General features: G+C 56.4%; 20 protein-coding genes and 2 pseudogenes. 6 read left to right on the forward strand and 16 right to left on the reverse strand.

All coding sequences use genetic code 11. From position 1 onward, the window contains the following. Window positions 1-226: 226 nt before the first annotated feature. Together B840_RS13515 and B840_RS13140 are read left to right on the forward strand one after the other, a co-directional pair. On the forward strand, window positions 227-1,594 hold the full coding sequence (locus B840_RS13515) for a phenylacetate--CoA ligase family protein (RefSeq protein ID WP_156971881.1): 1,368 nt from the start codon (window positions 227-229) through the stop codon (window positions 1,592-1,594). Between the two features lie 225 nt (window positions 1,595-1,819). Then, entirely contained in the window at window positions 1,820-2,983 is a 1,164-nt protein-coding gene (locus B840_RS13140) for a glycosyltransferase (protein WP_084602906.1), read from the forward strand. Between the two features lie 264 nt (window positions 2,984-3,247). On the opposite strand, the gene B840_RS13965 is transcribed toward B840_RS13140, so the two are convergent. Both B840_RS13965 and B840_RS13970 read right to left on the reverse strand, forming a co-directional pair. Beyond that, window positions 3,248-3,907: an IS1380 family transposase gene (locus B840_RS13965; protein ID WP_052491146.1), complete on the reverse strand. Its 660-nt coding sequence runs from the start codon at window positions 3,905-3,907 to the stop codon at window positions 3,248-3,250. Further along, window positions 3,904-4,686: a transposase gene (locus tag B840_RS13970; RefSeq protein ID WP_169745253.1), complete on the reverse strand. Its 783-nt coding sequence runs from the start codon at window positions 4,684-4,686 to the stop codon at window positions 3,904-3,906. Before B840_RS13970 ends, B840_RS13965 begins: the two co-directional genes overlap by 4 nt. Before the next feature lie 203 nt (window positions 4,687-4,889). Between B840_RS13970 and B840_RS08830 the strand changes: the two genes are divergently transcribed. Then, window positions 4,890-5,429, forward strand: a complete 540-nt coding sequence (locus B840_RS08830; RefSeq protein ID WP_052491148.1) for a hypothetical protein — start codon at window positions 4,890-4,892, stop codon at window positions 5,427-5,429. A gap of 113 nt (window positions 5,430-5,542) precedes the next feature. Here B840_RS08830 and B840_RS08835 read toward each other — a convergent pair. Then, a pseudogene (locus tag B840_RS08835) lies at window positions 5,543-5,815 on the reverse strand (ATP-binding protein); the annotation flags it as partial. A 146-nt stretch (window positions 5,816-5,961) separates the two neighbouring features. Here B840_RS08835 and istA point away from each other — a divergent pair. Both istA and B840_RS08845 read left to right on the forward strand, forming a co-directional pair. After that, window positions 5,962-7,608: an IS21 family transposase gene (gene istA / locus B840_RS08840; RefSeq protein WP_042621845.1), complete on the forward strand. Its 1,647-nt coding sequence runs from the start codon at window positions 5,962-5,964 to the stop codon at window positions 7,606-7,608. Beyond that, on the forward strand, window positions 7,608-8,366 hold the full coding sequence (locus tag B840_RS08845; RefSeq protein ID WP_084602913.1) for an ATP-binding protein: 759 nt from the start codon (window positions 7,608-7,610) through the stop codon (window positions 8,364-8,366). The genes istA and B840_RS08845 overlap by 1 nt, the downstream gene beginning before the upstream one ends. Window positions 8,367-8,477: 111 nt before the next feature. Here B840_RS08845 and B840_RS08850 read toward each other — a convergent pair. Then, window positions 8,478-8,954, reverse strand: a pseudogene (locus tag B840_RS08850) (ATP-binding protein); the annotation flags it as partial. Beyond that, complete coding sequence (locus B840_RS08855) at window positions 8,951-9,232, reverse strand: hypothetical protein (RefSeq protein ID WP_042621847.1); 282 nt, start codon at window positions 9,230-9,232, stop codon at window positions 8,951-8,953. The pseudogene B840_RS08850 and the gene B840_RS08855, both read right to left, overlap by 4 nt. On the opposite strand from B840_RS08855, the gene B840_RS08860 reads away from it, so the two are divergent. Continuing rightward, window positions 9,225-9,707, forward strand: coding sequence for an IS5 family transposase (locus tag B840_RS08860; RefSeq protein WP_229676659.1), 483 nt, complete (start codon window positions 9,225-9,227; stop codon window positions 9,705-9,707). The genes B840_RS08855 and B840_RS08860 overlap by 8 nt on opposite strands. A 94-nt stretch (window positions 9,708-9,801) precedes the next feature. Here the strand turns inward: B840_RS08860 and B840_RS13150 are convergent, their stop codons facing one another. The 11 genes from B840_RS13150 to dnaG form a co-directional block, all read right to left on the reverse strand. After that, window positions 9,802-11,046 (reverse strand): oligosaccharide flippase family protein, encoded by a 1,245-nt coding sequence (locus B840_RS13150; protein ID WP_156971883.1) that lies wholly within the window; start codon window positions 11,044-11,046, stop codon window positions 9,802-9,804. Beyond that, on the reverse strand, window positions 11,030-12,475 hold the full coding sequence (gene wzy / locus B840_RS13155; protein WP_169745273.1) for an O-antigen polysaccharide polymerase Wzy: 1,446 nt from the start codon (window positions 12,473-12,475) through the stop codon (window positions 11,030-11,032). Before wzy ends, B840_RS13150 begins: the two co-directional genes overlap by 17 nt. Window positions 12,476-12,480: 5 nt before the next feature. Next, window positions 12,481-13,632 carry a glycosyltransferase gene (locus tag B840_RS13160; RefSeq protein ID WP_084602921.1) on the reverse strand — a complete coding sequence of 384 codons (1,152 nt, stop codon included), beginning with the start codon at window positions 13,630-13,632 and terminating at the stop codon, window positions 12,481-12,483. 273 nt (window positions 13,633-13,905) lie between these two features. Continuing rightward, window positions 13,906-15,030, reverse strand: coding sequence for a glycosyltransferase family 4 protein (locus B840_RS08865; protein ID WP_229676658.1), 1,125 nt, complete (start codon window positions 15,028-15,030; stop codon window positions 13,906-13,908). Window positions 15,031-15,079: 49 nt separating this feature from the next. Further along, a complete protein-coding gene (locus tag B840_RS08870) occupies window positions 15,080-15,748 on the reverse strand; it encodes an acetyltransferase (RefSeq protein ID WP_188656960.1) in 669 nt (222 codons plus the stop codon). Window positions 15,749-15,751: 3 nt separating this feature from the next. Next, entirely contained in the window at window positions 15,752-16,360 is a 609-nt protein-coding gene (locus B840_RS08875) for a sugar transferase (RefSeq protein WP_042621850.1), read from the reverse strand. After that, window positions 16,350-17,507: a DegT/DnrJ/EryC1/StrS family aminotransferase gene (locus B840_RS08880; protein WP_042621851.1), complete on the reverse strand. Its 1,158-nt coding sequence runs from the start codon at window positions 17,505-17,507 to the stop codon at window positions 16,350-16,352. Before B840_RS08880 ends, B840_RS08875 begins: the two co-directional genes overlap by 11 nt. Then, window positions 17,504-19,282, reverse strand: a complete 1,779-nt coding sequence (locus B840_RS08885) for a polysaccharide biosynthesis protein (protein ID WP_042621852.1) — start codon at window positions 19,280-19,282, stop codon at window positions 17,504-17,506. Before B840_RS08885 ends, B840_RS08880 begins: the two co-directional genes overlap by 4 nt. Before the next feature lie 988 nt (window positions 19,283-20,270). After that, window positions 20,271-20,939, reverse strand: a complete 669-nt coding sequence (locus B840_RS08890; protein WP_229676657.1) for an arsenate reductase/protein-tyrosine-phosphatase family protein — start codon at window positions 20,937-20,939, stop codon at window positions 20,271-20,273. Further along, window positions 20,869-22,317 carry a tyrosine-protein kinase domain-containing protein gene (locus B840_RS08895; protein ID WP_042621854.1) on the reverse strand — a complete coding sequence of 483 codons (1,449 nt, stop codon included), beginning with the start codon at window positions 22,315-22,317 and terminating at the stop codon, window positions 20,869-20,871. Before B840_RS08895 ends, B840_RS08890 begins: the two co-directional genes overlap by 71 nt. 370 nt (window positions 22,318-22,687) lie before the next feature. Then, window positions 22,688-24,595, reverse strand: coding sequence for a DNA primase (gene dnaG / locus B840_RS08900; protein WP_042621855.1), 1,908 nt, complete (start codon window positions 24,593-24,595; stop codon window positions 22,688-22,690). Between the last annotated feature and the right edge of the window lie 61 nt (window positions 24,596-24,656).

Genomic DNA, 24,656 nt, shown 5'->3' on the forward strand with positions numbered 1-24,656 from the left:
ACTGAACTATTCTCTGCATCTACACCGGAACGCACGGTCGCTTCTGTAAGGTCATGCTTAAGCAAGGCGGGAGCAAAGGGCCTCGCGAGATTGACCCGGCACCGACCCACGCAGCTTTGGCGAGAGAGAACTGGCTCTCTAGGAGTAAACCAATCAGCGAGAATCTACTTATCCTCTGAGCTTACAACGCCTATTGTGTTCATGTTCCCCCGAAATGAGAAACGATATGTCTAAACTTAAAGTTTTCTACGACCACTCGCCGCTTTTCTTTCAAAATTTCATGGTTCAAGTTTCCGGTTCGATCAAGGCAAAACAACGTTACGGCGCAATCTATGCTCAGCATAGAGCTTGGCTAAAAGAATATGACACGTGGAGCATAGAACGTCAACAAGACTATCAAGCAGTGCTACTCCGTCAGTTTTTAAGATTTGCGTCCCGAGAGAGCCCATTTTACCGTGACTTCTACTCAGAGCTTGACATAACGAAAATTAGAGAAGTTGATGATCTCCCTCAGCTCCCTTTACTAGAAAAGGACACCCTGCGCCGTGAGATCGAGAAAGTATACACTGTTTCCTCCCGAAAATCTACCCAAGCACACACTGGGGGAACGACAGGTAAATCGCTAGTCGTTCGCTATACTCGTGAAGACGAAATGCGACGAATGGCCATGCTTGATCATTTTAAAAGCCGTCACGGTTTTGAAAATAGAAAGATGAAGCGAGCCACGTTCAGTGGAAAACATATCGTTCCACCTTCTAGCACAAGTCGCGCCTTTTGGAGGCATAATCGGGCAGCAAACCAAGTTCTTTATTCCACTTTCCATCTGAGCGAAGAGAACTTGGCCCGGTATGTTGATCATCTCAATGAATTTAGGCCGCATGCGCTTGATGGCTACTTCACCCCTCTGTGTGATATCGCAAGTTTCATTGAACGGAATGCAATCAAGTTAAAATTCAAACCCGTTGCAATCTTCCCAACTGCAGAGACCCTAACGGAACGGGGCCGGGACCTCCTAGAACGCGTATTTGAGACCAAGGTATATGATCAATATGCGTCGAGTGAGGGGGCACCATTTGTCACTCAATGTTTTGAAGGCTCGATGCATCTGGAACTCTCTACGGGTGTCTTCGAGACTCTCCCTGGAACCAACGAGATATTGGTAACTAGCTTTCAAACTCATGGCACTCCGCTCATCCGATATCGGATCGGTGACTCGATGGACTTGGAGGATTCTACCCATCCTTGTGCCTGTGGATTAGCCACCCCAAGGGTTAGTAAGATCTACGGAAGGTCAGACGACTACTTGTTGAGATCCGATGGCGCGAAAGTTAATAGCGTTCATGTTGCGAGCTTGCTTAAGTACATGCCCAGCTCAATGATTCAGGCTCAGGTTCGACAAGAGAATCTAGGAGAGATCACTATTCTACTCGTGGTGGACTCAAAAGAGTATGCGACCACAAACGATCAGATGTTGGTAGAGAAGTTCAAGCAGTCTTTCGACCCTTCCACCCACATTGCCATTCGACACGTCGAGGAGATCCCTAGAGAGAAAAGCGGAAAACAACGTTTGATAAAAAACACTATCTCCTTCTAGTCTGATCTCGCTGGCCCGCCGCTGGTATCGAACAACCGTGGATCGAAGTAGTGTTTTCACGTACTTTTGACGAACTTAAGATACCAGGATTTACTTTAAGTTGATGGCCTATAGAAGTTTAGAAATGTCTCGCTTCGAGCCTTTCCCTAACCAGATTAGGTGTTCTGGTTTGAGCACCCTATTTTTCAACGAGATTGAAAATATATTGCCTATTGAAGGGTTCACATGAAAGTCGGCTTTTTCCATGATGCACCGTTGATTAACCATGAGGGGGTCTATTATTCTCGTGGTTTCGGTAGCGAAATCTGGCGGCGGTATTTATCCGTATTTGACGAGATAGTAGTTTCCACCCGTGTTACCAGCGCCAGCCCAAGCGGGATGTCTGTTTCCAGTTGTGATGGAGCTTCATTCAACCCTATATTTTCATACAAAGATCCACGCAGTTTGCTCACCAATTTCACCGGAATCTATCGTGAAATCTGTGACAGACTCCGAGATGTGGATTGTGCGATCGTGCGCTTACCCAGTGTGGTGGGATGGATTACTTGTGCGGCCGCCGCTAAGTTGGGCAAGCCCGTCCTTATTGAAATGGTAGGTTGCCCTTGGGACTCCTACCGTTTTCATGGCTGGAAGGGAAGTTTAATCGCTCCATTTGCATTCTTGGCCACCCGGGCGGCGGTTTCACGTTCTCGCTTTACGATTTATGTTACTCAACATTTTCTACAGGAGAGGTACCCTACCAAGGGTAGAAGTGCAGGAATTTCCAACGTTAATATCGAGTCTGACTCCAGTCGATTAAAACGCCGACTTTCGAGCATCCCAGTTAACAAAGACAAGCTCACACTCGGCAGTATTGGCAAGGTAGATCTTCGGTATAAGGGTTACGAATCCGCTGTTGACGCCGTTTCCTTCTTGGCCGATAAGGGTTACGATATAGATTATGAATTGGTCGGCCCGGGTGATCAAAGACATTTGCAACAGCAGATTGATCGCTTGAATCTGAGCGATCGAGTAAGATTAAAAGGCCCTTTGCCATCGTCTGAATTGGGCAAGTGGTTCGATTCTATAGATATTTATATTCAGCCCAGTTTAAGTGAAGGACTTCCTCGGTCTGTGGTTGAAGCAATGTCTCATGGTTTGCCCGTTATCCTTTCTGATGTAGGCGGGCATTCTGAGCTAGTGGGTGAGGATTTTTTGTACCCGTCAGGCGATTCCAGATCTCTTGCTAACCGTATCATTCGTTTCATGGACGAAGACTGGGAAGCAGTTTCCTCTAATAACTTTGAGAAAAGCACTGAGTACGAACAGTCACAGCTACAGCAGAGTAGAAATAGTATTTTGCAGGATTTCAAAAACGAAGTGTCGAAATCGTCGCTGGGATCGATTTAAACGCAATATATATCCTGGCTTCCCATTCGAAACCTCAAGAGGGGGCCTCGAGCTCTTGTGGCATGGTCTGAGTCGAGTTTTTCTTTATTATATTAGCCCGGATTTTTCACGGGTCTTGTCTCCAGTCCTCAGCACGGGGGTGACCGACTGCAGGGTCGGCGGAGTCCCGGCGGGTACTGGGCCGGGAAACCAGGGTCCGGTATGAGATCGTAGGGGAACTTCAGGACTGCAGTGACGAAAGCGTGCGGCTGGATGTGGCCAGGATCAGACGATCCGTCTGATCCTGGCCAGGCCGTGTTCCAGGAGCTGCCGATGCGGCGCAGCCTGATCGAAGCGCAGGCTGACCCGCCGGGCGTGACGCACCACGATCGCGGCGATCGACAACATCCTCGCCCGCAGCGTCTTCGGTTCCCATACCCACCACCGCGACCGCCGTTGCTGTGCCGCGGTACTGCCGGCAGCGGTGACCAACCCCGCCCAGGTGATGAGGCTCATTGCCAGGACCGCCACATGACACCACGCCTGATTCATCCGGAAACCCTCGTGCGGGAGTTTCCCCAACCCGCAGTCTTTCAGGTCCCGGATCCGTTGCTCGCACCTGCCCCTGCCGCGGTGCAGGACGTCGAGCCGGTTGGCATGGCCGGGGCGGTTGGTGACAAAGGCCTGAACCCGGCGGCCATCGACATCGGTGATGCGCAGCTGCGCCCCGGACGCGGGGTGTTCCACCCGGATGATGATCCGCATATCGTCGGGGTATTTGTCCAGGTCGGTGCCCAGGGGTTCCCCGGCCCAGGACCGCATCCGGGAGGTGATATCGGCAACGTAGCCGTCACCCGGGTCGGTGACGGTGCCGTCGGGGCGGATGATGCCCTGCTTGACGGGGTCCCCCAGGGTCGAGGCGATCTCCCCGATCTGCCAGGTCACCGGGAACCCGATGGAATAGGCCAGGCCCTGGTCGTTGAGGTGGTTGAGAAAGGATTGGGAACCACGGCGGCGTCGGTACGCACCAGCAGGCGTGTGTCCCACTCGTGTCCGTCGGCGTGCTCGGGAAGAGCACTCACCGCCTGGTCCAGCACGGTGATGTGGTCGGCGGCGGTGTTGGATCCGGCGTTGCCGGGGCGCAGGAGCACGGCTGCGGGTTCCCCGGTCAGCCCGTCGCCGTGGTCGATGATCGCTGCTAGGGGGTGGAATCCGAAGTGTTTCTTCCACGTCGGGGTGGCATGCTCTTTGTCGGAGTGGGAGAGGATTTCGGTGGCGTCCAGGTCGATGACCAGTGGATTGTTGGTGGTGGCCCGGGCTGCGGGGTTGCGGGTGCCGCAGGCGGCCCAGGCGGCTCGACGGGCCGATTTCATCCCCGCCAGGATCGCCGTGGTGCCGTCAGAACCCAGGCCGGCGAGTTCTGCGTGGCGGCGATGCACCGTGGAGTCTGAGGGCACCTGGTCGATCAGGCCGGTGGCCACCAGCGGATCCAGGAGGTCCACGTCATTTGCGTCGTCCCCACCGAGGGCAAGTGCCAGGGCGAGAGTGGTCATGGTGTGGCCGGTGGTGTGGACCAGGTTCGGGTTCTGCCGGTCCCCGAGTTCGGTGTCGATCGCAGCGGCCACCCCGACCTGATCAGCGGTGGTGGCCAGTAGCATGAGTCCGGCGTTCGAACACAGTTGGGAAGGTGCGGGGGTGCCGATATGGAAGCTGGTAGTATTCACCCTGAAGGTGATCCTTTCGACTTGGGTGTCTGGAGTCTAAGCAACTACCAATTTACCTGGTCAAGGGTCACTTTCTTCATTTCTTCAGCCGGTGTCCGGCTACTTCCCGTGAAAAACCCGGGTTAGGGGCTCTTCACGATTTAGAGTGCGTCTTGGGTTCTAGTGGTCGTTGCAACGCCCTGTCACCTGCAGGGAGCAACCCCATGACCACCCACGGTCCCTTCCACTCACTTTCCGATACGGATAAACAGGTCCTGACCGACCAGCTACGCAGCGGTGCCAGTGTGCTCCATGCGGCCAGTGAGCTGGGGCTCAACTACGGTCACGCACTCAACTACGCCCACACCCTCGGCTTCGGACACCAACGCCGGACCGATCAGCAGGCACTGGCCCGAGCCGTGACCATGGTTACCACAGGTAGTTCCCTCAGCCACGCCGCCGACCGGTGCGGTGTCAGCACCAGCGTTGTCTTCCATGCGGCGACCGATGCCGGTGTCCACCACCCGAGGAAAGTACCGCGTGGGGATGCCACCACCACCCGCCGGGTGAGGTACCTGCTCCTGCGTCAATCCGCCCTCAGCTGCACAGACGCCGCCGTCGCCTGCAACATCAACATCAGCACCGCACAGGACTACAACAAGGGCCTGGTCAAACCGAAAACTGGGCCCAGAGTGCGATTCATCCCCCAGGGCCCGGACGCGGTGACCTATAACAAACTCATGACCGCGCTGCTGACCACCTGAATATTCGTAGGTGTGAAGGCCACTCGATCGTGTGGTTGGGGGCCAGCGATAGTGCCTGCGGGGGCCGGCAGCCGTAGGGATGGGGGCCACCGGCCGGCGCTGGGGGTTCGTTCCTATTGGTTCATCGTGACGTGCTCCCGCATGTTGTGGGTGCCGGTGTCGACCCAGATGGGGTTGTGCACGATCCGGTCCATGATCGCATCGGCGTGCACCCCGGATCCGAGCCTCTGATGCCAATCCTTTTTCGCATACTGGGTGCAAAACACCGTCGACGCGGAGTCGTAACGACGCTCGAGCAGTTCCAGCAGCATGCTGCGCATGGCCTCATCCGGATGATCCAGCAGCCACTCGTCGATCACCAGGACCGTGAACGCGGCGTACTTCTTGTTAGGAACGGATAGTTTGAAGCGCCGTGGTAACCATCGTGAAGCACGATGGTGAGCTTCGTGAAGCGCTCAGGGCCGGTAGCCCCCAGACTTTCAGATGCCACACGACAACCCGGTCGTGTGGGAACCTGAAAGGACCTTCAACCGTGACCAACTACCGGTTGATCATGCAACTGCTCCTCGCGGGCAGTTCCTACCGAACAATTCAGGCTCGCTGCGGTGCCGCGCACGCTACCATCGCCAAAGCCGGAAAAGCCCTCGATCACCACCACATCACCACCCACGCCCAACTCGAGGGATTGCCTGACGACGACCTTGCCGCCCTGGTCGGCGACGGGCGGATGACCGTGGCCGGGGAATTCGTCCCCATCGACATGGACACGGTGATCGCTGCCCGGACCGGACGCAAGAAGACACCCCTGAATGTCCTGTGGGCCGACTACCTCACCCTGCCCGCGCCAGAGGGCCTTCGTCACTACAGCTATGAACGCTTCCGTCAGCTGGTGGGCCAGGAAGTCCAGGCCCGCGGGCTCACCGCTCGGATCCAGCACATCCCGGGCCATACGATGCAGGTCGACTGGGCCGTCACCAAGATACGCATCATCGACTCCGTCACCCGCCGGGCCACCAGCATCAGCGTGTTCGTCGCGACCTTGCCGTACTCCGGCATGGTCTTTGCCTACGGGTGTGTTGATGAACGCCAGCCGAACTGGCTGGCCGCCCACCGCCACGCCTTCGAGTACTTCCGGGGCGTGGCTGAGGTCATCGTGCCGGATAATGCCTCCACCGCGTCGAATGCCATCCGCACCGGGGACAAGGCACGCAGGGTCAACACCGCTTATGAGGAGTTCCTTACCCACTACAACACCGCCGCGCTTCCCACCCGGCCGGTGCGCCCCAAGGACAAGGGCAATGTGGAATCCGGGGTCAAGGTCGTCACCAACTGGGCGATCCGCCGACTCGCGGACCGGGAGTTCAGCAACCTTGATGACCTCAACACGGCCCTGCGGGCAGCTGTCGAGGCGATCAACGACCGCACTCCGTTTAGGGAGCAGCCTGTCTCCCGCCGCCAGATCTTCCAGGAAGCCGAAGCCGATCTGTTGGCGGCACTGCCTGATGAGCCTTTCCTGCCGACGGTGTGGAAGAAATCCAAGGTGAGCCCGGACTGGCACATCACGATCGCCACCGTGCACTACTCCGTTCCCTACCAGCATGTCGGCGACACCGTGGACGTGCGTATCCGCGGCGATCAGCTGGAGGTCTTCGCCGCTGGCGCCACCATCGCCACGCACACGGTGGGCACGCAACGCGGGGCGTATGTCACCGATGTGGTCCACTGCCCACCGGGGATGGAGAATCCGAACAATCTGTGGTCCTCGCAGTATTTCCTCACCCAGGCTTCCCGGGTGGGTCCGAACACGAGGACGGCGATCGCTGATCTCCTGGCGTCGCGACCGATTGTCGCTCAGGCGTATCTGCCGGCCCGCAACATCCTCGCCATGGGCAAAGGCGACAACAAGCCCATCCTCGAGGCGGCCTGCCTCCGACTGGTCGGCGATGCCACCCGTCGTCGGGCGATCTCGTACACCGCGGTGAAGAACATGATGGCCGCGGTCCGTAGCGACCAGGCGACACGACCGGCGACCACCCCTACGCCGCGGGCTCATGCACGTTCTACGTCGCCACCGCACTGGCACGGTGACCGCGGTGGGCTACTCGGCGGGGCCGGCCAGTTCAGCCTGGAAGCCCTCACCGGAACAGACACCAGCGACCACAAGGAGGAATCGAAGTGATGGACCCCAACCTCCACCTGGATGACACGTGGCTGGACACCTTCACCAAACTCCGGATGACCGCCTTCGGTCAGACGGTCATCGATATCGCCAACAACGCCGACTATGACGAGTGGACCTTCTCCCAGAAGATCGCGTTCGCGTTGGACAAAGAGGTCACGGCCCGGGCGGAGCGTCGTGTTGAGAAACTACTCAAGGCATCCAGATCACCACACCCCGATGCCTGCGTAGAAGACATCGACTACCGACCAGATCGCAACCTCAGCCGTGAGTTAACGACACGGCTGGGCAGCTGTCAATGGGTGGCCAAGGCCAGCAACGTCATCATCCTGGGCAAGTCCTCCGTAGGCAAGACCTACCTCGCCCTGGCGCTGCTCAATGCGGCGTGCCGGCGTGACTACACCGCCCGGTTCTTCCGTACCGATGACCTGGCCGCGCAGCTGGCGGTGATGGATTATCACGATCCGAAGCGTCTGCAGTTCGTCACTCAGATCACCACCACGGATCTGCTGGTCCTGGATGATTTCCTCACCACCCCGATCAGCCCGGACACCGCGAACATGCTGTTCAATATCCTGTCCGCGCGGGAAGGCCGGGGATCGACGTTGGTGACCTCCCAGTTCAACCCGGAGGAGTGGTACACCTCCATGGCGGACAAGGTCGTCGCTGAGTCCCTGCTCAACCGTCTTGTCGGTGGGGCGGAGATCATCAGCCTGGACGGGCCGAACATGAGACTCTCACCGACCATGGTCAGGTAACCCGCCGGACACCGAAGTGAGGATCGAGCACCGGGGTGAGCACCGCTTCACGATGCTCACCCCGGCGCTTCACTATCGTCACCACGCTGCTTCAAAATGCACGTTCGGAACATACTTCTTGAGGAACTTCGTCGTCCCCTGGGGTTTGTCCCGTGCTGTGGCCCAGGCTTCCTCCAGATCCGGCATCCGGATGTAGTGCGCCCGATACCGGTGCTGGCAGGCCTGTTTGGCCAGCGCGCACCCCAGATAGGATTTCCCTGACCCGGTGAATCCCTGGAACACGACGTTCTGGTGCCGTTCGATGAACCCACAGGTCGCAAGCGCGGCGATGACGCCTGCGTCCAAGCCGCGTTGCTCGACCAGGTCCAGTCGGCGCAGATCAGCCGCGGGGTAGCGCAGGCCGGCCCGGCGGATCAACCCGTCGACCTTGCCGTGGGTGAAGGTGGCATACGCCTCATCGACGATCAGACGGAGCCGTTCCTCGAACCCCATCCCCAGGAGCTCGTCTTCGGCATCGATGGCCTCCAGCAGGGCGGTCGCGCCCATGTCACGCAGCTTGCGTGTGGTTTCCATGTCGATCCCGCTCACTGGTTTCCTCCTGCGTAGTAGTCGGCACCGCGGACAAAGCCGCCTTCCTCGACCGGTTCCTCCCGCGGTGGGCGCTGCCGGGTGGCCTGATCCTGCCCGGTGACCAGGATCGGGTGCAGGTGCACATAGCGCGGGGACCGGACATGCCCGGCCAGGGCAATCCGGCAGGCGTCCTCGACCCGCTCGGCGGAATACCGCCGCGTCAACCGCAGCACCGCATGTGCGGCGTTCAGGCCCTGCTCGTCGACGGCCGCGGACTCGAAGATCCGGTTGACCACTCATGGTTTCGGCCGCCCCCGGGGCGGGTGGTCGACGGAGATCCATGTGGGTATCGACGCGGATTGCGGGGTGATGTCGTTTCTCATCACCCCAGGTCAAGCCGGTGATGGTCCGCAGATGGTGCCGGTGATCGAGAAGATCCGGGTTCCTTCCGCCCGGCGTGGCCGGCCGCGGCGTCGACCCGACCGGGTGCTGGCGGACAAGGCGTATTCCTCACGCGCCAACCGAAATTATCTGAGGTCAAGGGGCATCAAGGCGACGATTTCCCAGCCGAAGGACCAGCTCGCCCACCGCCGACACCGGGGGTCAGCCCGTCGCCGACCCCCTGCCTTCGACACCGTGGCCTACCGGCGGCGTAATGCGGTGGAGCGGGGCATCAACCGGATCAAACAGCACCGCGAGTGTGCCACGCGGTTCGACAAACTAGCGGTGCACTTCGAGGCCACGGTTCAGCTGGCGGTGATCCGGTACTGACTGAAACGACTTTCGTAACACCGCCTAACGCCGGGTAGGCCTAACCTCGTCACCGACAATGTCTTCATAATAATAAGTCTTGTGAACATCCCGGCTAAAGAGTTTCACTCAGGTTTTGTCCACGAAAAGCAATCAAAGCACCTACAGCAGTAAACACAAACATCCCTCCAAAACCCATAATCGTGCTAATCGCTGCACCATAGGCTCCGTACAAAGGTACTAAATATACCAGCGATGGAATCATTACTCCCAAGCCTACAAACCCCGAGGCGCTCGACCATCTGGGTTGGTTTAAGCCTGCCAGAACCCGAACCAATACAAGGTACGGACCTAAAAACAGTTCTGAAATAAGAAGAATACGAACGATGTTCGCCGATTCAGCATAGTCCGGGCCAAAAACAAAGGGCACTACCCACGGAGCTAAAATCCATAAAACACTTACGTAGAAAAACGTTACAAGGCTACTCGCACCGAGGAACCTTGCAAGGCCTCGTACAGTCAGTTTCCCGACTGCAGCTTGACGAAAAGCAACTTGACCGATGGAGTTAGAAACGACTTGCATCAACGAAGCCGGCGTGGAGGCTACAGCATAGAGCCCGACCTGAGAAGGAGTGGAAAGCAAACCAAGGAGCAGCTGATCGGCACGAAAAGTTAGAGTTTGTCCCAGCCCGACCCCCCAAAAACCAACTCCCTTCTTTAGCAAAGATCTCCGGCCATAAGACGAGCCCCGGCCTGGGGAAATGGCGGCTTTACGGATCAGGGTCAGAATGACCACGATCCGAGCCATAAAACCGAAAATATAAGCAAACGCCACGTTAGCCAACCCCGCGTCCGCAGTACCGATAAAAAAGAACACCAGAACCGACATAGTGGAAAAATGGCCGGAAATATTAGCGAAAGCAGAATAGCTAACCATTCCCACTGCGTTCAATACATCTAACAACTGGCTACTAATAAAGGTAAAGAAAGCTAATAGAGAAATAATCCACCAATATTGCCCGAGGTTAGAGGCGCTAACCAAAGAAAAGATAAAAACAATAGAGATGCTAATGAGAACATTGACCGCCAGTAGTACCGCACTTAACTGGAAGTAACTACAGAAACTAGCCCACGATTCCCTCGGCTGAAAAGTTCTAATTGCAGTATTGGTTCCAACCGCAGCTAGCAAATATGACAATGAAGAGATTATTAAAAAAAGAGCCAGCAAGCCCCGGTCATCGGGAGCTAAAATTCTCGCGGTGATAACGCCAGTGAAAAGGCTGAAAGCCATACCTACAAAATTCCAGGATATGGCCCCCAAAGACTCTCGAGCAGCAAAAGACTTAGAGAATTTCAGCACGCTTCATTTGCCTTTCAGATAACAACTTCGCGATTCCCACAAAAAGAATTCCCACTCCGAACCAAAAAGGAATAGGAGCAAAAGAATTTCTCACGTGCATTAGGAATAGAACGGTAATGACACCTAGCAACGCCAGCACAAGCGCAGTTCTCGCCTTCAAGGTTAGAAATCCAATTAACACTCCGACAGCCAACAACACACACATAATTCCCAAGAATCCAAAATTATGGTGCGCCTCTCCAATTATCGAACCACCAATCTGGCCCACGCGCTCGCCAATTTCAATATTCATCAAACGATAGTCCGGTTGTCCCTCAAGACGATTAAAACCCAGAATCCCCTCGACAAAACGCAAAAAAGGCGCCATATAGGTGACGCCACCGTAAAACGGCTCATTTCTAATTTCGTGCCACGAAATAGTAGTATGTAAAACGCGCAGTGAGAAACCCATCTCTTCAACCGCAGAAATGGGAGAGAGTATGGCGCCAGTGAAATCGAATTCCCCCAGGCCGGTTTTCCTCAACTGGCGAACCAAACTTACGATCGACAAAACTCCTATTAGCCCGAAAACGAATATCCAACTATTTCGCACGCCTCTGAACTTAGCCCACATCGCAGCGGCCGCCACGGCGGGAATCAGGACATTATCTCTCATGCCTAGAAGTAGAGAGCAGACGCCAAAAACGGCGAAAATCCCGATTGAGAAGGCAAAAACCCTATGGTTCCGAGTAAACATACTAAGCAGCAACCCGTAGGAAATACCAATATAGGTATAGTTCAGGAGAGCACTATCATTAGTGAATGCGAGGTAGCTGCCGTAACTCCGAAGGAAGAAAAATGGGCCACCGCTGTATACTGATATAACCAGCCATGTCAACGTTGAGACGGTAAGAACAACAAATCCAACAAGGGCAAGATTGTTTCGGTAAACGGAATCCTGAGAACCAGAAACGTTATCTTCACCTGACACCGTGGCTGTCACGCCAAGGGAGAAGACTAAAGTTAAACCAGCGGAATAGGCGACTAAGCCTAGCAACACGTACCGGACAGCAATAATTGTAGCGTCACTGTAAAACCAAGTTCCGCTTCCTCCCACGTCAACTACGAAAGTGGGAAGTTGCCCGTTTATCGCCGGAGTTACGAAAAGCCCTAAATGGAACAGTGCCAGAATCAGGAAGGTCAGCGAAGGAACCGACCAAAATCTTTCTCGATATAAAAAGCTGATGGCAAGGTACAAGAGAGTGGCGGTGAGGATCGCGACGCGCGACACGTCTTGGAGATCTGCACCTTCGAACAAGGAGCCAGAGCTAAAAACTATGAGTAAGACAATATGAAGGAGAAATAGAGCAAACGCGAACTGTCTCCTTATACCTTCGCCTTCTACACCTTTTTGGGTGTAAGGTTTTTTCGTATGTTTGTCGACTATCACGACTTTCACTTTCTCCAGAGATCAAGATATCGTTCGACGGCCTTGGACAGTTCAAAAGGACTCTCCCGGAACTTTTGTACTGCCTCTAGACGATCCCGTTTCTCCAGCTTTCGGTCGAATTTCTGGAGGATTTTACACCATTCATCATCCGGACGAGTCGAATCAATCAATCGAATCTCGGGAAAATACTCTTTAAGGAACTTCACGCCAGGAAGATCGGTCGACAAGATTGGCAGACCAGAGGCCAAGGCTTCGAGAACTACGCCGGGGAGCCCCTCGAGCGTAGATGTAAAAAGGAAAACGTCCGAAGCTAACAGAAGATTCCGAACATCCGATCTCTCTCCCAAAAAGAGTACATTCTTCGAAATGCCCAATTCCTCTATCTGAAGGTCGAGCTTCGAGCGATTTGCACGCGCCTGCGATGCATCTTTTCCATCACGACCTACGAATACGAGTATGCTATTGTCGTTATAATTTCTAAAATATGTAGAGAAAACGGAAATCGCTTTAGCACGATTTTTAGTGGGAAGATCACCCCTTCCGACGTGAATGATAACGGTAGTATCTTTGTACCGGCCAAAGGGGGTGGGACTGGTGATTTCTATATTTTCACTATCCACGCCGTTGGGAACTACCTCGCATCGGGGGTCACTTTTCCACTTGGAAGTCCACGCAACGATTAGGTTCTCTGGCGTTAACCCAACAATCTTCGTTGACGAGAACCCAATAAGTTCCTTCAACAGGAGCCTTTTTGCTTTTTGGATAATGCTCAATCGATGATCGGGTACGCCGTCCGACTGAAATTGTGAAATTCGAACCGGTATGCGAGCCAATTTAGCTATCAGCAGCACCAATCCCGAGACATACATTAAGTTGGAATGCACCACGTCGAGAGAGTTATTTTTCAGGAAAACGTAAAATTTAAATGGAAAAAGTATACTTTTCAGCTTGAGATACTCCACCGAGGCTCCGGCATTTAAGTACCTGTCATCCAAAGTGCCTTTTCGACCGGAACTAACGCATATGTAATGCTGAACGTTTTTATCCGTACTTTGTTCGATCAGCTCAAGAGTACGCATCTCTACGCCTCCGGGGACAAGACGTCCAATCACATGTAGCACTTTTGTGGGTGCCGGTGTCGCTTCAATCGCTACCATCTACTCGCCCGACCTTTCTCGATTGTTCTCTCGTCCGGGTAACGTCACTATTTCTTTCTAAGGAGGCGCAGCACTCTGAAAAACTCCGGTTGCTAGAGGCCAGCCTGGGGCATCGCAGTTAGAACGTGTAGAGTTGCGGAGAAATATAATCAAGCCCGTCGCTTCTGATGATGACTCGACACACTCTAATTCTTTTTCACACAGCTTCTTACTGAGCTACCTATAGTTTTAAAGACCCTGGTGAAGAAACTTCATAGGGCGTCTTATTAGGCTCTAGAGGCATACCCTGTCGGCCCTACTGGGGTTTTCTTTTCCAGCGATGATTTCAGCGAACCCCTCCCAGATTCTTTCAGGATGAAACTCTTCGACTGTACGCTTTCTCGCTGCGTTACCCATTTGCTGCAATCTACTTCTATCCGCATTCAGGGCGTTTAAACGCCGCACTAACTCTTCAGAATCTCCAATGTCGATCAAATATCCGGTTTTTTCTGGGACCACTGAATCCACGGCCCCGGTTGCACGTGTAGTAATCACAGGCACTCCTGCTGCGCTAGCTTCGAGAACCACATTAGGAAACCCTTCTCGCAAAGTAGGAAGACAGAGGATATCCATAGCCGGTAAATAACCCCATACGTCGTCTGTCCAGGGAATGCGTTTACATCTGGAACCGAGTCCATCTGCTTCTTTGGCGAGAGATTCGTCCTCAACTGCGCCGATCAGTAACCCATGGATATTCTCTTCTAGTTTCGAATCTTGCAGTGCATCGAGAAGGGTTTTTACTCCTTTATCGGAACTAATGCGACCAACGAATCCGACCACTAAGTCGGTGGATTTGAACCCAAGTTCTGATCGGAGTTCATTCCGATCGATGGAAGCGAGTCGGGACTCGATTGCTTCTGAATCGACTCCGTTGCTACTGCCAGCCCCGACCGTCCATGACTTTTTTCGAGCGAGGAGTTTTCTTTTGGCGGCCTCTGCCGCCAACGACTTGCTCACGAACACAACGTCGGTAGCGCAATACATTGTAATGCGCTCCATCGTTGACAATGTCCACCGAAGGACCCCGCTGGTGCCTTCTACTCGAAGACCTCTTACGAGATAAACTCGCTTAGGTATTCTGAGCAACCAAGCTGCTATAGTCCCCAAAAGTGCTGCCTTAGGAGTCCCCACATTTACCGCATCAGGTCGGTACTTCTGCAATATCTTGATCCACTGAATTAGAGCCCTTATGTCTTTTATTGGCGCTATGCTGCGATCCATCGGCACACCAGCCAAGGTGACATTTTCCCTTTTAGCGGCTTGCAGTGCTTGTAAATCCGGAGTTGAAACTAGAATAACGTTCCAGCCATTCTGTTCAAACCACTTAAGCTGGCCGCGCAAGAGGGAGAGCGCGCTCACACCCACCGTTACCCCTACTACGAGGCTAGGTTTAGACGAGTTCTTTTCTTTAGGCATTCCAAACCCCTGGGACTCCCTTTACAATAACGTCAGGCGGTACGTTCTTCGTTACTAGGGCAGCGGCTCCCACGACTACGCCTCGTTCTACGGTGAGCTGCTGTAGAATAATTGCCCCCGCACCGACTAGCACCTCGTCGTGGATTCTTACTTCTCCCGAGATCACAGCTGCAGGATTAACAGAGACAAAATCCTCCAACGTAGCATCATGACCGATGGTTGCATGTGGGTTAATGTGTACATATTTACCGAATCGGACGTTTGTAGAAACTACTGCGCCTGCGCATACGACAGCGCCTGGTCCTAGGCTAGGGTTGCTGCCGATTTCTGCACTAGGGTGTATAGCAGTATAGGGCGTGAAACCTTCCTTTTCGAGTTTTCGAGCGATTTTCCGCTTTACTGATGGGCTGCCGATTCCTAATACAAATTTTGTATTGGTCGAGGGCCCTGCTAACCAGTGGTCCAAGGTTCCTAAATAGGGAACGTTTAGGTCCTTAAGCCTTCCCAGGTTGGACGCTGACGGGGCATCGTCGATTACCCCTGAGATTTCAATAGCCGCTCCGTCTTCTTTCATTGCCCGGAGTACGTCTAAACTCTCTCTCCCGAACCCCGATGCGCCGATCACTACTATATGCTCATCTTGTAGCATTAACTTCTTCATTCGTTATGAACCATTGAACGGAGTCATGGTGGCGTGGCCATCCTGACTGATGCCTTCTCGCTGCGCAACCGCTCGTACGGTTTGAAACAGAATTCTTAAATCGAGGAGAAAACTTCGTTGATCGACATATTCAATGTCGTAGCGGAAACGCTCCTCCCATGAGATTTTGTTACGGCCACGAACTTGAGCTAACCCTGTCACACCGGGACGCACTTCGTGTCGACGAGCTTGCTTTGATGAATAGTGCTCCAGGTAATCCACTAACAATGGCCGTGGGCCAACCAGGCTCATATCTCCTTTGAACACATTCCAGAGGGTGGGTAACTCATCGAGACTAGTCGATCGCAGAAACCGCCCTACCGGTGTCAATCTTTCTTCGTCGGTTATTTTTTTATCGTCGGACGCGTGCATCGTCCGGAATTTGATGAGCTCGAAAATTTTCCCGTCTTTACCGGGACGCTTTTGGCGAAAAAGAACAGGTCTTCCATGAGTCGCCAATACTACCGCTGCTACCCCAATCTGCAGTGGTGCAGTCATGATAAGACTTCCTCCGCTTGCGGCAACATCAAACACCCGCTTAGCGATATCAAATCGACTGTGGTCAGCGGACATGGGAAGCCTCCAAGAACTGCGAAACATTAGTAGACAGATAATCGATCTGTTCCTTGGTGAGAACTGATCCGCTCGGAAGTGATAAACCCGTATGAAACAATGCCTCACCGACCCCATCGGTAAATACGCGATTTTTTGCATATATAGGCTGTAAATGCATTGGCTTCCACAAGGGTCGGGATTCGATGTCGGCACTGGTCAAAGCAGCCCTTAACTCTGCAGCGGTAAAAGGAGCTATGGATGGATCGATTACAATCGATGTTAACCAGAAATTGTCTCGCGTCATCCCTCCATCGACACCGGAGGGTTCTCCGAATATGCGTACACCGGAGATATTGCTGAATAGTTCACGGTAACGCACCCGGTGACATCGACGTCGTTCAATCATGTCGTCGAGACGGGAGAGCTGGGCACGGCCTAGCGCGGCTAGGATATTCGACATACGGTAGTTGTAGCCGATTTCTGTGTGTTCATAATGGACTACCGGTTGGCGAGCCTGAGTCGCGAGATAACGAACATGATCTGCTAAGTTGTCGTCGTCGGTCAGCAGCGCACCGCCGCCCGAAGTCGTCATGATTTTGTTTCCATTGAAGGAAACTGCAGTAGCGATGCCGAATGCGCCTGCAGACTTGCCGTTCCGTATTGCGCCTAGAGATTCTGCTGCGTCGGAAAGCACGACTGCGCCGTAACGAGAGGCTATCTCATTTATACGTTCGTGATCCGCGACTTTGCCCAGCAAGTCAACCGGCACCACTGCTTTTACGGCCCGGCCTTCGCTCTGCAGAGTCCTGAAGGCTTTCTCCAGCAGGTCTGGGTTCATGTTGCCGCTCTCGTCGGCGTCTACGAAAACCGGCTCCGCGCCCGTGTAGACAATAGCATTGGCTGTGGCAGCGAAGGTGAGGGACGAGGTGAGCACCAGGTCCCCCGGCCCAACCCCTAGAGTCAACAGACCGAGGTGGAGAGCCGCAGTTCCTGAGGACAATGCTACTGCTCGGGAACGTCCACAATACTCAGCCAATTCGGCTTCAAATGCATCTACCTCAGGGCCAAGGGGTGCGATCCATCCAGAACGAATAGCGCGTACCAGTGCTTCTTCCTCCAGATTTGTCACATCCGGGGAAGAAAGATAGATCTTGTCATTAGTCATCGCATGGCTTCCTTTTCTGCGTGTTCCAGTTTGCCGAGCCGACTCATGAAACCTTCTTTATCCAGGTTTTCTGGAGCGAGAATATTCGCGGCAGCGTGTGAGATCTTGGGGTGGAAGGGGCGGTCTTCCTTTTCCCCTACCCCCACAAGTTCCTCGTGCAGTTTCTCACCTTCCCGGAGTCCCGTGAATACGACCTCAATGTTCTTACCTGACATCGCGATCATCCGCTGGGCAACCTCAAGGATGCTGACCGGTTCCCCCATGTCCAGGATGAGCACCTCTCCAGCTCGACCAATGCCGCCGGCTTGCAGAACCAATTGGCAGGCCTCCGGAATAGTCATGAAGTAGCGGGTGGCATCCGGGTGGGTCACGGTGAGGGGTTTGTCCTCTTCAATGAGACGAATAAATGTGGGAAGCATCGATCCCCGGCTACCGATGACGTTACCGAAGCGAACGGAAAGATAGTTCTTACAGGTTGTCTTACCGAACCACCCTGTGAGCTTCTCTGCTACTCGTTTCGAATGGCCGAGAACACTGGTGGGGTTTGCTGCCTTATCGGTGGAGATATTGATGAAGGTCTCTACGCTGGCGGCTTGTGCCGCCTTTAAGACATTGAGCGTACCGAGAACATTGGTCTTCCACGCCTCATTCGGGTATTGCTCGAGCATCGGCAGGTGCTTCAGGGCGGCCGCGTGGAAAACCACCTCCGGTCGACGGTCCAGGAAAATCTGCTTCAGGTTCTCAGGTTCACGGATGTCCGCAAGGACGACTGCGTCCGTGTCGAGAAGTCCGTTGCCATGAACGTTGATGAGCGCCTGCTGCAGTCCTGTCTCGTCCCTATCCAGCATGATGAGCTCAGCGGGACCATACTTCGCGATCTCGGTGCATAGCTGTGCTCCGATGGACCCACCGGCCCCCGTCACCAGGACTCGCTTACCTGTTAAGTACTGGGCGATCTCGGAGACATTGGTCTCCACCGGCTGTCTGCCCAGCAGATCCTCGATTGAGAGGTCCCGGAGGTCTCCTACGTGGACGCCGTTGGCGACCACATGTCCGATCGGAGGCATGACCTTGACAGAGAGTCCACTTCTGTCAGCGACATCCTGCACCCGACGCAGGAGAACAGAGTCGGCTGCGCTGATGGCAACGATGAGGACCTCTGCACCAGTACGCTCCGCTGCGCACTCGATGTCGGCGAACGTTCCAACAACTGGGACGTCGTGGATTCGTCTCTTGTGCAGGTTCGGATCATCATCAATCATCCCAACCGGGCGGAAAGGCGAGGACGGGTCAGACATCATCCACCGGATGAGGTTGGTCCCCACGTAGCCTCCGCCGAGGATCAATGCAGGCGAAGAACCGGGACCGGGCTTGCGGGAGTTTCTGACAATGAGGCGCGCAGCGAAGCGGACTCCCAGCATCAGGATTAGTGCGCCCGGAGTCGCAATGAGCATGACCCCACGGGAGATCTCCCACGCGCCACCGAAGACTAGGGAGACGATCCAGAGGATACTGCCCACTACTCCTGCGGCAAGGGACACAGCAAGAGTGTCCTCGAAACCTCCGGCGCGGAAACGCATTCCCTTGCGGTACAGGTGAAAGATCAGCCCGAATACCAGCTGGAGCCCAGCAGCCCCAGCAACGAAGCCCACGTATGCGTTCCAGCTGATCTCGTTGAAGTCGAACTCATACCTCAGGACTGCCGCCACGAGCATGGCCAGCATCCAGATGAGGACGTCGATGACGTAGAGGAGCCGCCCCACCGGGAGTTTCATGGACAATCCTTCACTTAACTGGAGTCTGGGAATCAGAGCCACATTCTTCCCCCGTCTGTTGAGATGACCACGTCATCCTCCACCCAGAGCAGGGTGGACGTACCTGATTGAGCGATTGCGGTATTTTCTGGGTTACTTGCATCAGCGGTGAGAGTGGTCTCGAAACATCCGTCCAGCACCGGCGAAGTGGCACCGCCGAGAGTCGTGAGACGCACGCCCTCACATGCTTGACCCCCCTTCTGTGCCACTACGTAGGAATCAGGAGAGTAGTTGATCGCCAAAGCATCAGTTACTCCCGCGGCCTCGGACCAGGTGATACCACGATCGATGGTGGTGACCACGGAGCCGCCGGCACACCGCACTGCCGCGCGATCTCCCGCTGCCGCAAGCTCGGCACCTTCACACGGCAGGGATCGAGGCCCGTCAGGAGCTCCCACCTGTGTGGGAGTGGATGGATCGAAGTACCAGGTGCCCACGACTGACAACGGGCCTTCCCAGGTAGTGCCGAGATCGGTAGAGCGGTAGACCTGCGGATCGCAGTTGGCGTCCAAAGCCACCACCTGAACCAGGGAAGGATCTGTGGGCAGTACACGCAGGATCTGGGTCGCCCCAGCTCCCGCGAGTGAAGCTGACTCGCTCCAGTTCTGTCCTGCGTCAACGGAAATCTCCGCGGTTCCCGGCGTCTCACATGTTCCGCTGGCTGCCCGCATGGCCGTGCTGCCTACCATCGCCAGCATGCGCTGTGAAGTGGAACTTGCAGTCTGATCCTCAGCAACTTCCGGCTCCGCTTGGGTAGGCGGCGCTGCCGCCTCTTCTGCGGTTGGGATCTCGGATCTGACCGGGAGTCCGGGGTGGTCGTTTGAACCAACACCCGTCAAAGCCACGTAGGAGAGGGCGAGCGCTGCCGCGCTAAGTATCGCGATAACAGCCACCGCACCCCAGAGGGGGAACCTCCTGGCTCGTCGAGCCTTTTTTGGAGATCTAGACATTAGAGAGCACCTTCCACAGACCGCCTCAGCAGGGACACCACTGCGTCAACCGCGGGCACAAGTTGTTGCGCAGAAGCTTCATGGACTTCCACTTCACGTTGAAAAGGATCAATCACGTCATCCGCGGCCGGATCGGTCAATGGCGGGAGGATACTGCGGCTGGCGGTTACCGCTCTAACGGCGGCACGCAGCCTGCCCACGGGAGATTTCTCAGCCGGGTCGATTTCCGAGGCAAGTACTTCGTCGGTGGTAACCTCCGCAAGCCGGGCGAATTCACGGATGGTGAACACACGACGCGTGACGCGGGGGCTCAGTTCCACAACGACACGACGCTGATCGCGAGTCATCGCAAGAATTAGATCCGCGGATTCCAGAAGTTCCTCAGTCACCTGCCGTGCACGATGAGTTTCGGTGTTCTCGACCCCATAAGAAAAGGCGATTTCCCGGGTAGCCGCGAGCATCGACTCACCTACCAAGGCTTCGATGCCGGCTGAACTGACGTTGACCTCCGGCAACTCCCGCAGCATGCCCTCCAGGAGCCGCTCGGCCAGAGGTGATCGACAGACGTTCCCGGTGCAGACGGTCAGTATGGAAAAACTATTTCGCACCTGCGCCCCTCGCCTGCTCGGCGGAGACCGCCTGCGGATGAACGGGTGCCGGCGTCGCATCGACCGGGGTAGCAGGAGCGCCGCCACCGTAGCCGTACCCGCCATAGCTGTAGGAGTCGGACCCCTTGGAAGGCACCATGGTTGCGACCAGCCCGAGCACATCGGTCCCGGTAGTTTCCAGGGACCCTAGTGCGTCCTCCAGCTCCTGCTTCGTGGTGGCATCGGCTGCAACGACCACCAGAAGACCAGCAGTCATCTTTCCCAGCACCGTCGCATCCGTCACCGCAAGAACAGGGGGTGCATCCACGATCACGTAGTCGAACTGCTCGCGAAGAGCCTCCAGGGTCTTCCCCATCTCTGCGGAACCCAGGAGCTCACTAGGGTTCGGGGGGATCCGGCCGGCCGGAAGGACGAAGAACTGGTCCTGCCCCCAGCGCTGGAGAACATCCTCGAGATCAGCTCGGCCGATGAGGACATCGGTCAGACCCGCACCGCCTTCGATACCCAGGTAATCCGAGAATTTCGGGAGCCGAAGGTCGCCCTCCACGACCGCCACCCGTGATCCCGCCTGCGCAAGTGCATACGCCAGGTTCAGGGACGTGGTGGTTTTACCCTCGCTGGGGCTGGGAGAGGTGACAACGAAGACCCGCCCCTTCGAACCGACGTTGAGGAACTGGAGGTTAGTGCGAAGCGCACGGAAGGACTCAGCCCGGGGGCTATGCGGCTGTGAATTGACAATGATCCGATTCTTTTCCACATTCGGATCATCAATGATGCGCCCCAGAAGCGGCTTATCCGTGATCTGTTCAATGTCCTGCGCGGAGTGGATCCGTCGATCCAGCACGGTCCGGAGAATAGCGATCCCGTAGCCCACGGCGAGACCAACCAGGAGACCCAGCGCCAGGTTGATGAGGACGTTCGGACTCACCGGTGAGCCGGGCACAAGGGCATTTTGTGTGGTCGTCAGGCTGACCGGACTCGCGCCATTCTCCGTCTCCGGCTCAAGCTGGGTGCGGACGACCTCCTGGAAGCTCTCCCCCACCGCGTCGGCGATCTGGGCCGCCTGCTCTGCTGAGGGGCTGGTGGCAGTGATGTTAATGAGTGCGGAATCCGCAGGAGAGGCAGCACTCACGTACGAGGCCAGCTCGGCTCCCGTCATATCCAGCTGCAGCTGCTCGACCACCGGATCCAGCACCACGCCGGTCTTGACCACGGCCACATAGCTGTTGACGATCTGGCGGGAGTAGTTTGCTCCCTGCACCAGCTCGCTGCTCGTGCCGCCGTCAGATCGCACGGAGACATAGAGCTGCGTACGGGACTGGTACTCGGGGGTCGCCAGGAGAGACGCACCCGCTCCCGCCCCGAGCCCAAGAATGGCAAATACTACGACGAGTACCCAACTCTTGCGGAGGATTGAGAGATACTCGCGTAGTTCCATGCTATTTAAGTCTTTCTTGTTATGGGATCGTAGCCTTAGGGAGACTAACAATAAAGCCTCAACCCTGCGACATTTAAAGGGTTTCCATTCGGGGACATGCCCCCTTTGAACTGCCCTTTCGCGGCGAGCACCGCCGCCACTTGCGATTAGATCATTCCTTTAGAGGCGGGGCTCCGAGTTCTTTCGGGGCACACGCCCATCGAAAAGCAGTCGCGCGGATGCTCCACCGCTGGTGAACACATCAAAACCGTTGTGATAGCGGTGCCAAGCTGGTTGAAAAGAAGAATGTTTACCGTATTAATCATTCCGGCAGTATGCCGCTTCACCCCTCCCCCCGTTTCGGGGGAAGAGTCCTGCGCGGCACAGGCTCTTATTCCGCCGGGATCCCCCGGAAAGCGCGGTCGTTGAGCTCCCTGCGGGCCTGCTCAAGCGCCACCAGGTCCGCGAACAGGGTGTTGTAGGCCTGCTCGTCATCCGAGGGGCGCATGCGCTGCAGCTGGCTCTTCAGCTGGGCGATCTGGTTGCCCACCTCGGCCTCCTGCAGGCGGGAGAGCACCGAATCGGCATAGGCGGGCAGGTGGGTCATCTCCACGGGGATCTCCTCCACCGCCAGCTCGGAGACGAGGTTGCGGCCCAGCAGGTCGGTCATCTCCCCCGCCACAGTGGCGATCCAGTCCACGCCGCTGTGCGCGACCGCCAGGCCACCGACGCCGCGGATGGCCTCGCGCACGGCCCGATATCCAGCGTGGGTGAAGGCGTCCGGTCCCAGGCCGTCGAAGTAGCTGCCGGCCAGCTCCGGGTACTGCAGGGCGAGCTTGAGGGATTCGCGCTGCGGCCACAGGTAGGGGTCGCGCGGGTTGGGCATGTCGAAGGACGGGGCCTGCACGGGGGCGGAATCGGTCTTGTCGAAACGGACGGCGCGGCGTTTCGGCTCCTGCTTGGGGCGCCGGGCCTCTGCACGCACCTGCTGGAGGACCTCCTCGGTGTTCGCCCAGCCCACCCAGCCGGCGAGCTGGCGGGCGTACTCGCCCTGCAGGACCGGGTCTTTGATGCCGGCGACGACGGGGACGGTGCGTCGCAAAGCCTGCAGGCGCCCCTCGACGGTGTCGAGGTTGTGCTCGGCGAGCATGGACTCGATGACGAACTGGAACATGGGGATGCGGTCGGCGATGAGGTCGCGCACGGCGGCGTCGCCACGCTGCAGGCGCAGATCGCAGGGGTCCATGCCCTCGGGGGCCACGGCGACGAAGGACTGGCCGGTGAACTTCTGGTCACCCTCGAAAGCACGCATAGCGGCCTTCTGGCCGGCCTCGTCGCCGTCGAAGGTGTAGATGAGCTCGCCGCGGAAGTAGTTGTCATCCAGCATGAGGCGGCGCAGGATCTGCAGGTGCTCCTCGCCGAAGGCCGTGCCGCAGGACGCGACCGCGGTGGTCACCCCGGCGGCGTGCATGGCCATGACGTCGGTGTAGCCCTCCACCACCACCGCCTGATGCCCGGCGGCGACGTGCTTCTTGGCCACATCCAGGCCGAAGAGCACCTTGGACTTGTGGTACAGCATGGTATCGGGGGTGTTCATGTATTTGCCGAGCTTGTCGTCGTCGAAAAGCTTGCGCGCGCCGAAGCCGATGACGTTGCCCGAGAGGTCCTTGATCGGCCACAGCAGGCGGCGGTGGAAGCGGTCGATCGGACCGCGGCGACCCATGGTGGACAGGCCGGCGGCCTCGAGCTCCTTGAAGTCGAAGCCCTTGCGCAGCAGGTGCTTGGTCAGCGTGTCCCAGCCCTCCGGGGCGTAGCCGCACTCGAAGGCGTAGATGTGCTCCTGCGAGAAACCACGGTCCAGCAGGAACTCCCGCGCGGTCTGGGCCTGCGGGGTCTCCAGCTGCTCCCGGTAGAACTGATGCGCCGCCTTGTTGGCGTCGATGAGCCGCTTGCGGGTGCCGGGCTTCTCGTCGCGCGCGCCCGTGGTGCCGCCCTGGTAGTTGATGGTGTAGCCGATGGTCTGCGCGACGGACTCGACGGCTTCCGGGAAGGAGATGTGCTCCATCTCCATGAGGAACGTGAACACGTCCCCGCCCTTGCCGGAGGAGAAGCAGTGGAAGTAACCGCGGTTCGGGCGCACGTGGAAGGACGGGGTGCGCTCATCCTTGAAGGGGCTCAGCCCCTTGAGCGAGTCATGCCCGCCCGGCTTGAGCTGGACGTACTCGCCGACGATCTCTTCGATCGGCGCGCGCTCACGGATTGCCTGAACGTCAGAATCCGGAATACGTCCCTTAGCCATGAATTCAGGGTACCTGCGGGGTCAAATGCGCGTTCAGGGTGCTTGTTTGGGATGATGTCAG

The organism is Corynebacterium marinum DSM 44953 (assembly GCF_000835165.1).
Lineage (GTDB): Bacteria > Actinomycetota > Actinomycetes > Mycobacteriales > Mycobacteriaceae > Corynebacterium > Corynebacterium marinum.

What these genes read in the sequence shown, in the direction of transcription:
- B840_RS13160 (WP_084602921.1), bottom strand. Translation starts at nt 13,632, where the DNA reads ATGGTAGCGATTGAAGCGACACCGGCACCCACAAAAGTGCTACATGTG.
- B840_RS08845 (WP_084602913.1), top strand. Translation starts at nt 7,608, where the DNA reads ATGGACCCCAACCTCCACCTGGATGACACGTGGCTGGACACCTTCACC.
- B840_RS08870 (WP_188656960.1), bottom strand. Translation starts at nt 15,748, where the DNA reads ATGAAGAAGTTAATGCTACAAGATGAGCATATAGTAGTGATCGGCGCA.
- B840_RS08875 (WP_042621850.1), bottom strand. Translation starts at nt 16,360, where the DNA reads ATGTCCGCTGACCACAGTCGATTTGATATCGCTAAGCGGGTGTTTGAT.
- B840_RS13515 (WP_156971881.1), top strand. Translation starts at nt 227, where the DNA reads ATGTCTAAACTTAAAGTTTTCTACGACCACTCGCCGCTTTTCTTTCAA.
- B840_RS08885 (WP_042621852.1), bottom strand. Translation starts at nt 19,282, where the DNA reads ATGAAACTCCCGGTGGGGCGGCTCCTCTACGTCATCGACGTCCTCATC.
- dnaG (WP_042621855.1), bottom strand. Translation starts at nt 24,595, where the DNA reads ATGGCTAAGGGACGTATTCCGGATTCTGACGTTCAGGCAATCCGTGAG.
- B840_RS08830 (WP_052491148.1), top strand. Translation starts at nt 4,890, where the DNA reads ATGACCACCCACGGTCCCTTCCACTCACTTTCCGATACGGATAAACAG.
- B840_RS08895 (WP_042621854.1), bottom strand. Translation starts at nt 22,317, where the DNA reads ATGGAACTACGCGAGTATCTCTCAATCCTCCGCAAGAGTTGGGTACTC.
- B840_RS08880 (WP_042621851.1), bottom strand. Translation starts at nt 17,507, where the DNA reads ATGACTAATGACAAGATCTATCTTTCTTCCCCGGATGTGACAAATCTG.
- B840_RS13140 (WP_084602906.1), top strand. Translation starts at nt 1,820, where the DNA reads ATGAAAGTCGGCTTTTTCCATGATGCACCGTTGATTAACCATGAGGGG.
- B840_RS08890 (WP_229676657.1), bottom strand. Translation starts at nt 20,939, where the DNA reads ATGCGACGCCGGCACCCGTTCATCCGCAGGCGGTCTCCGCCGAGCAGG.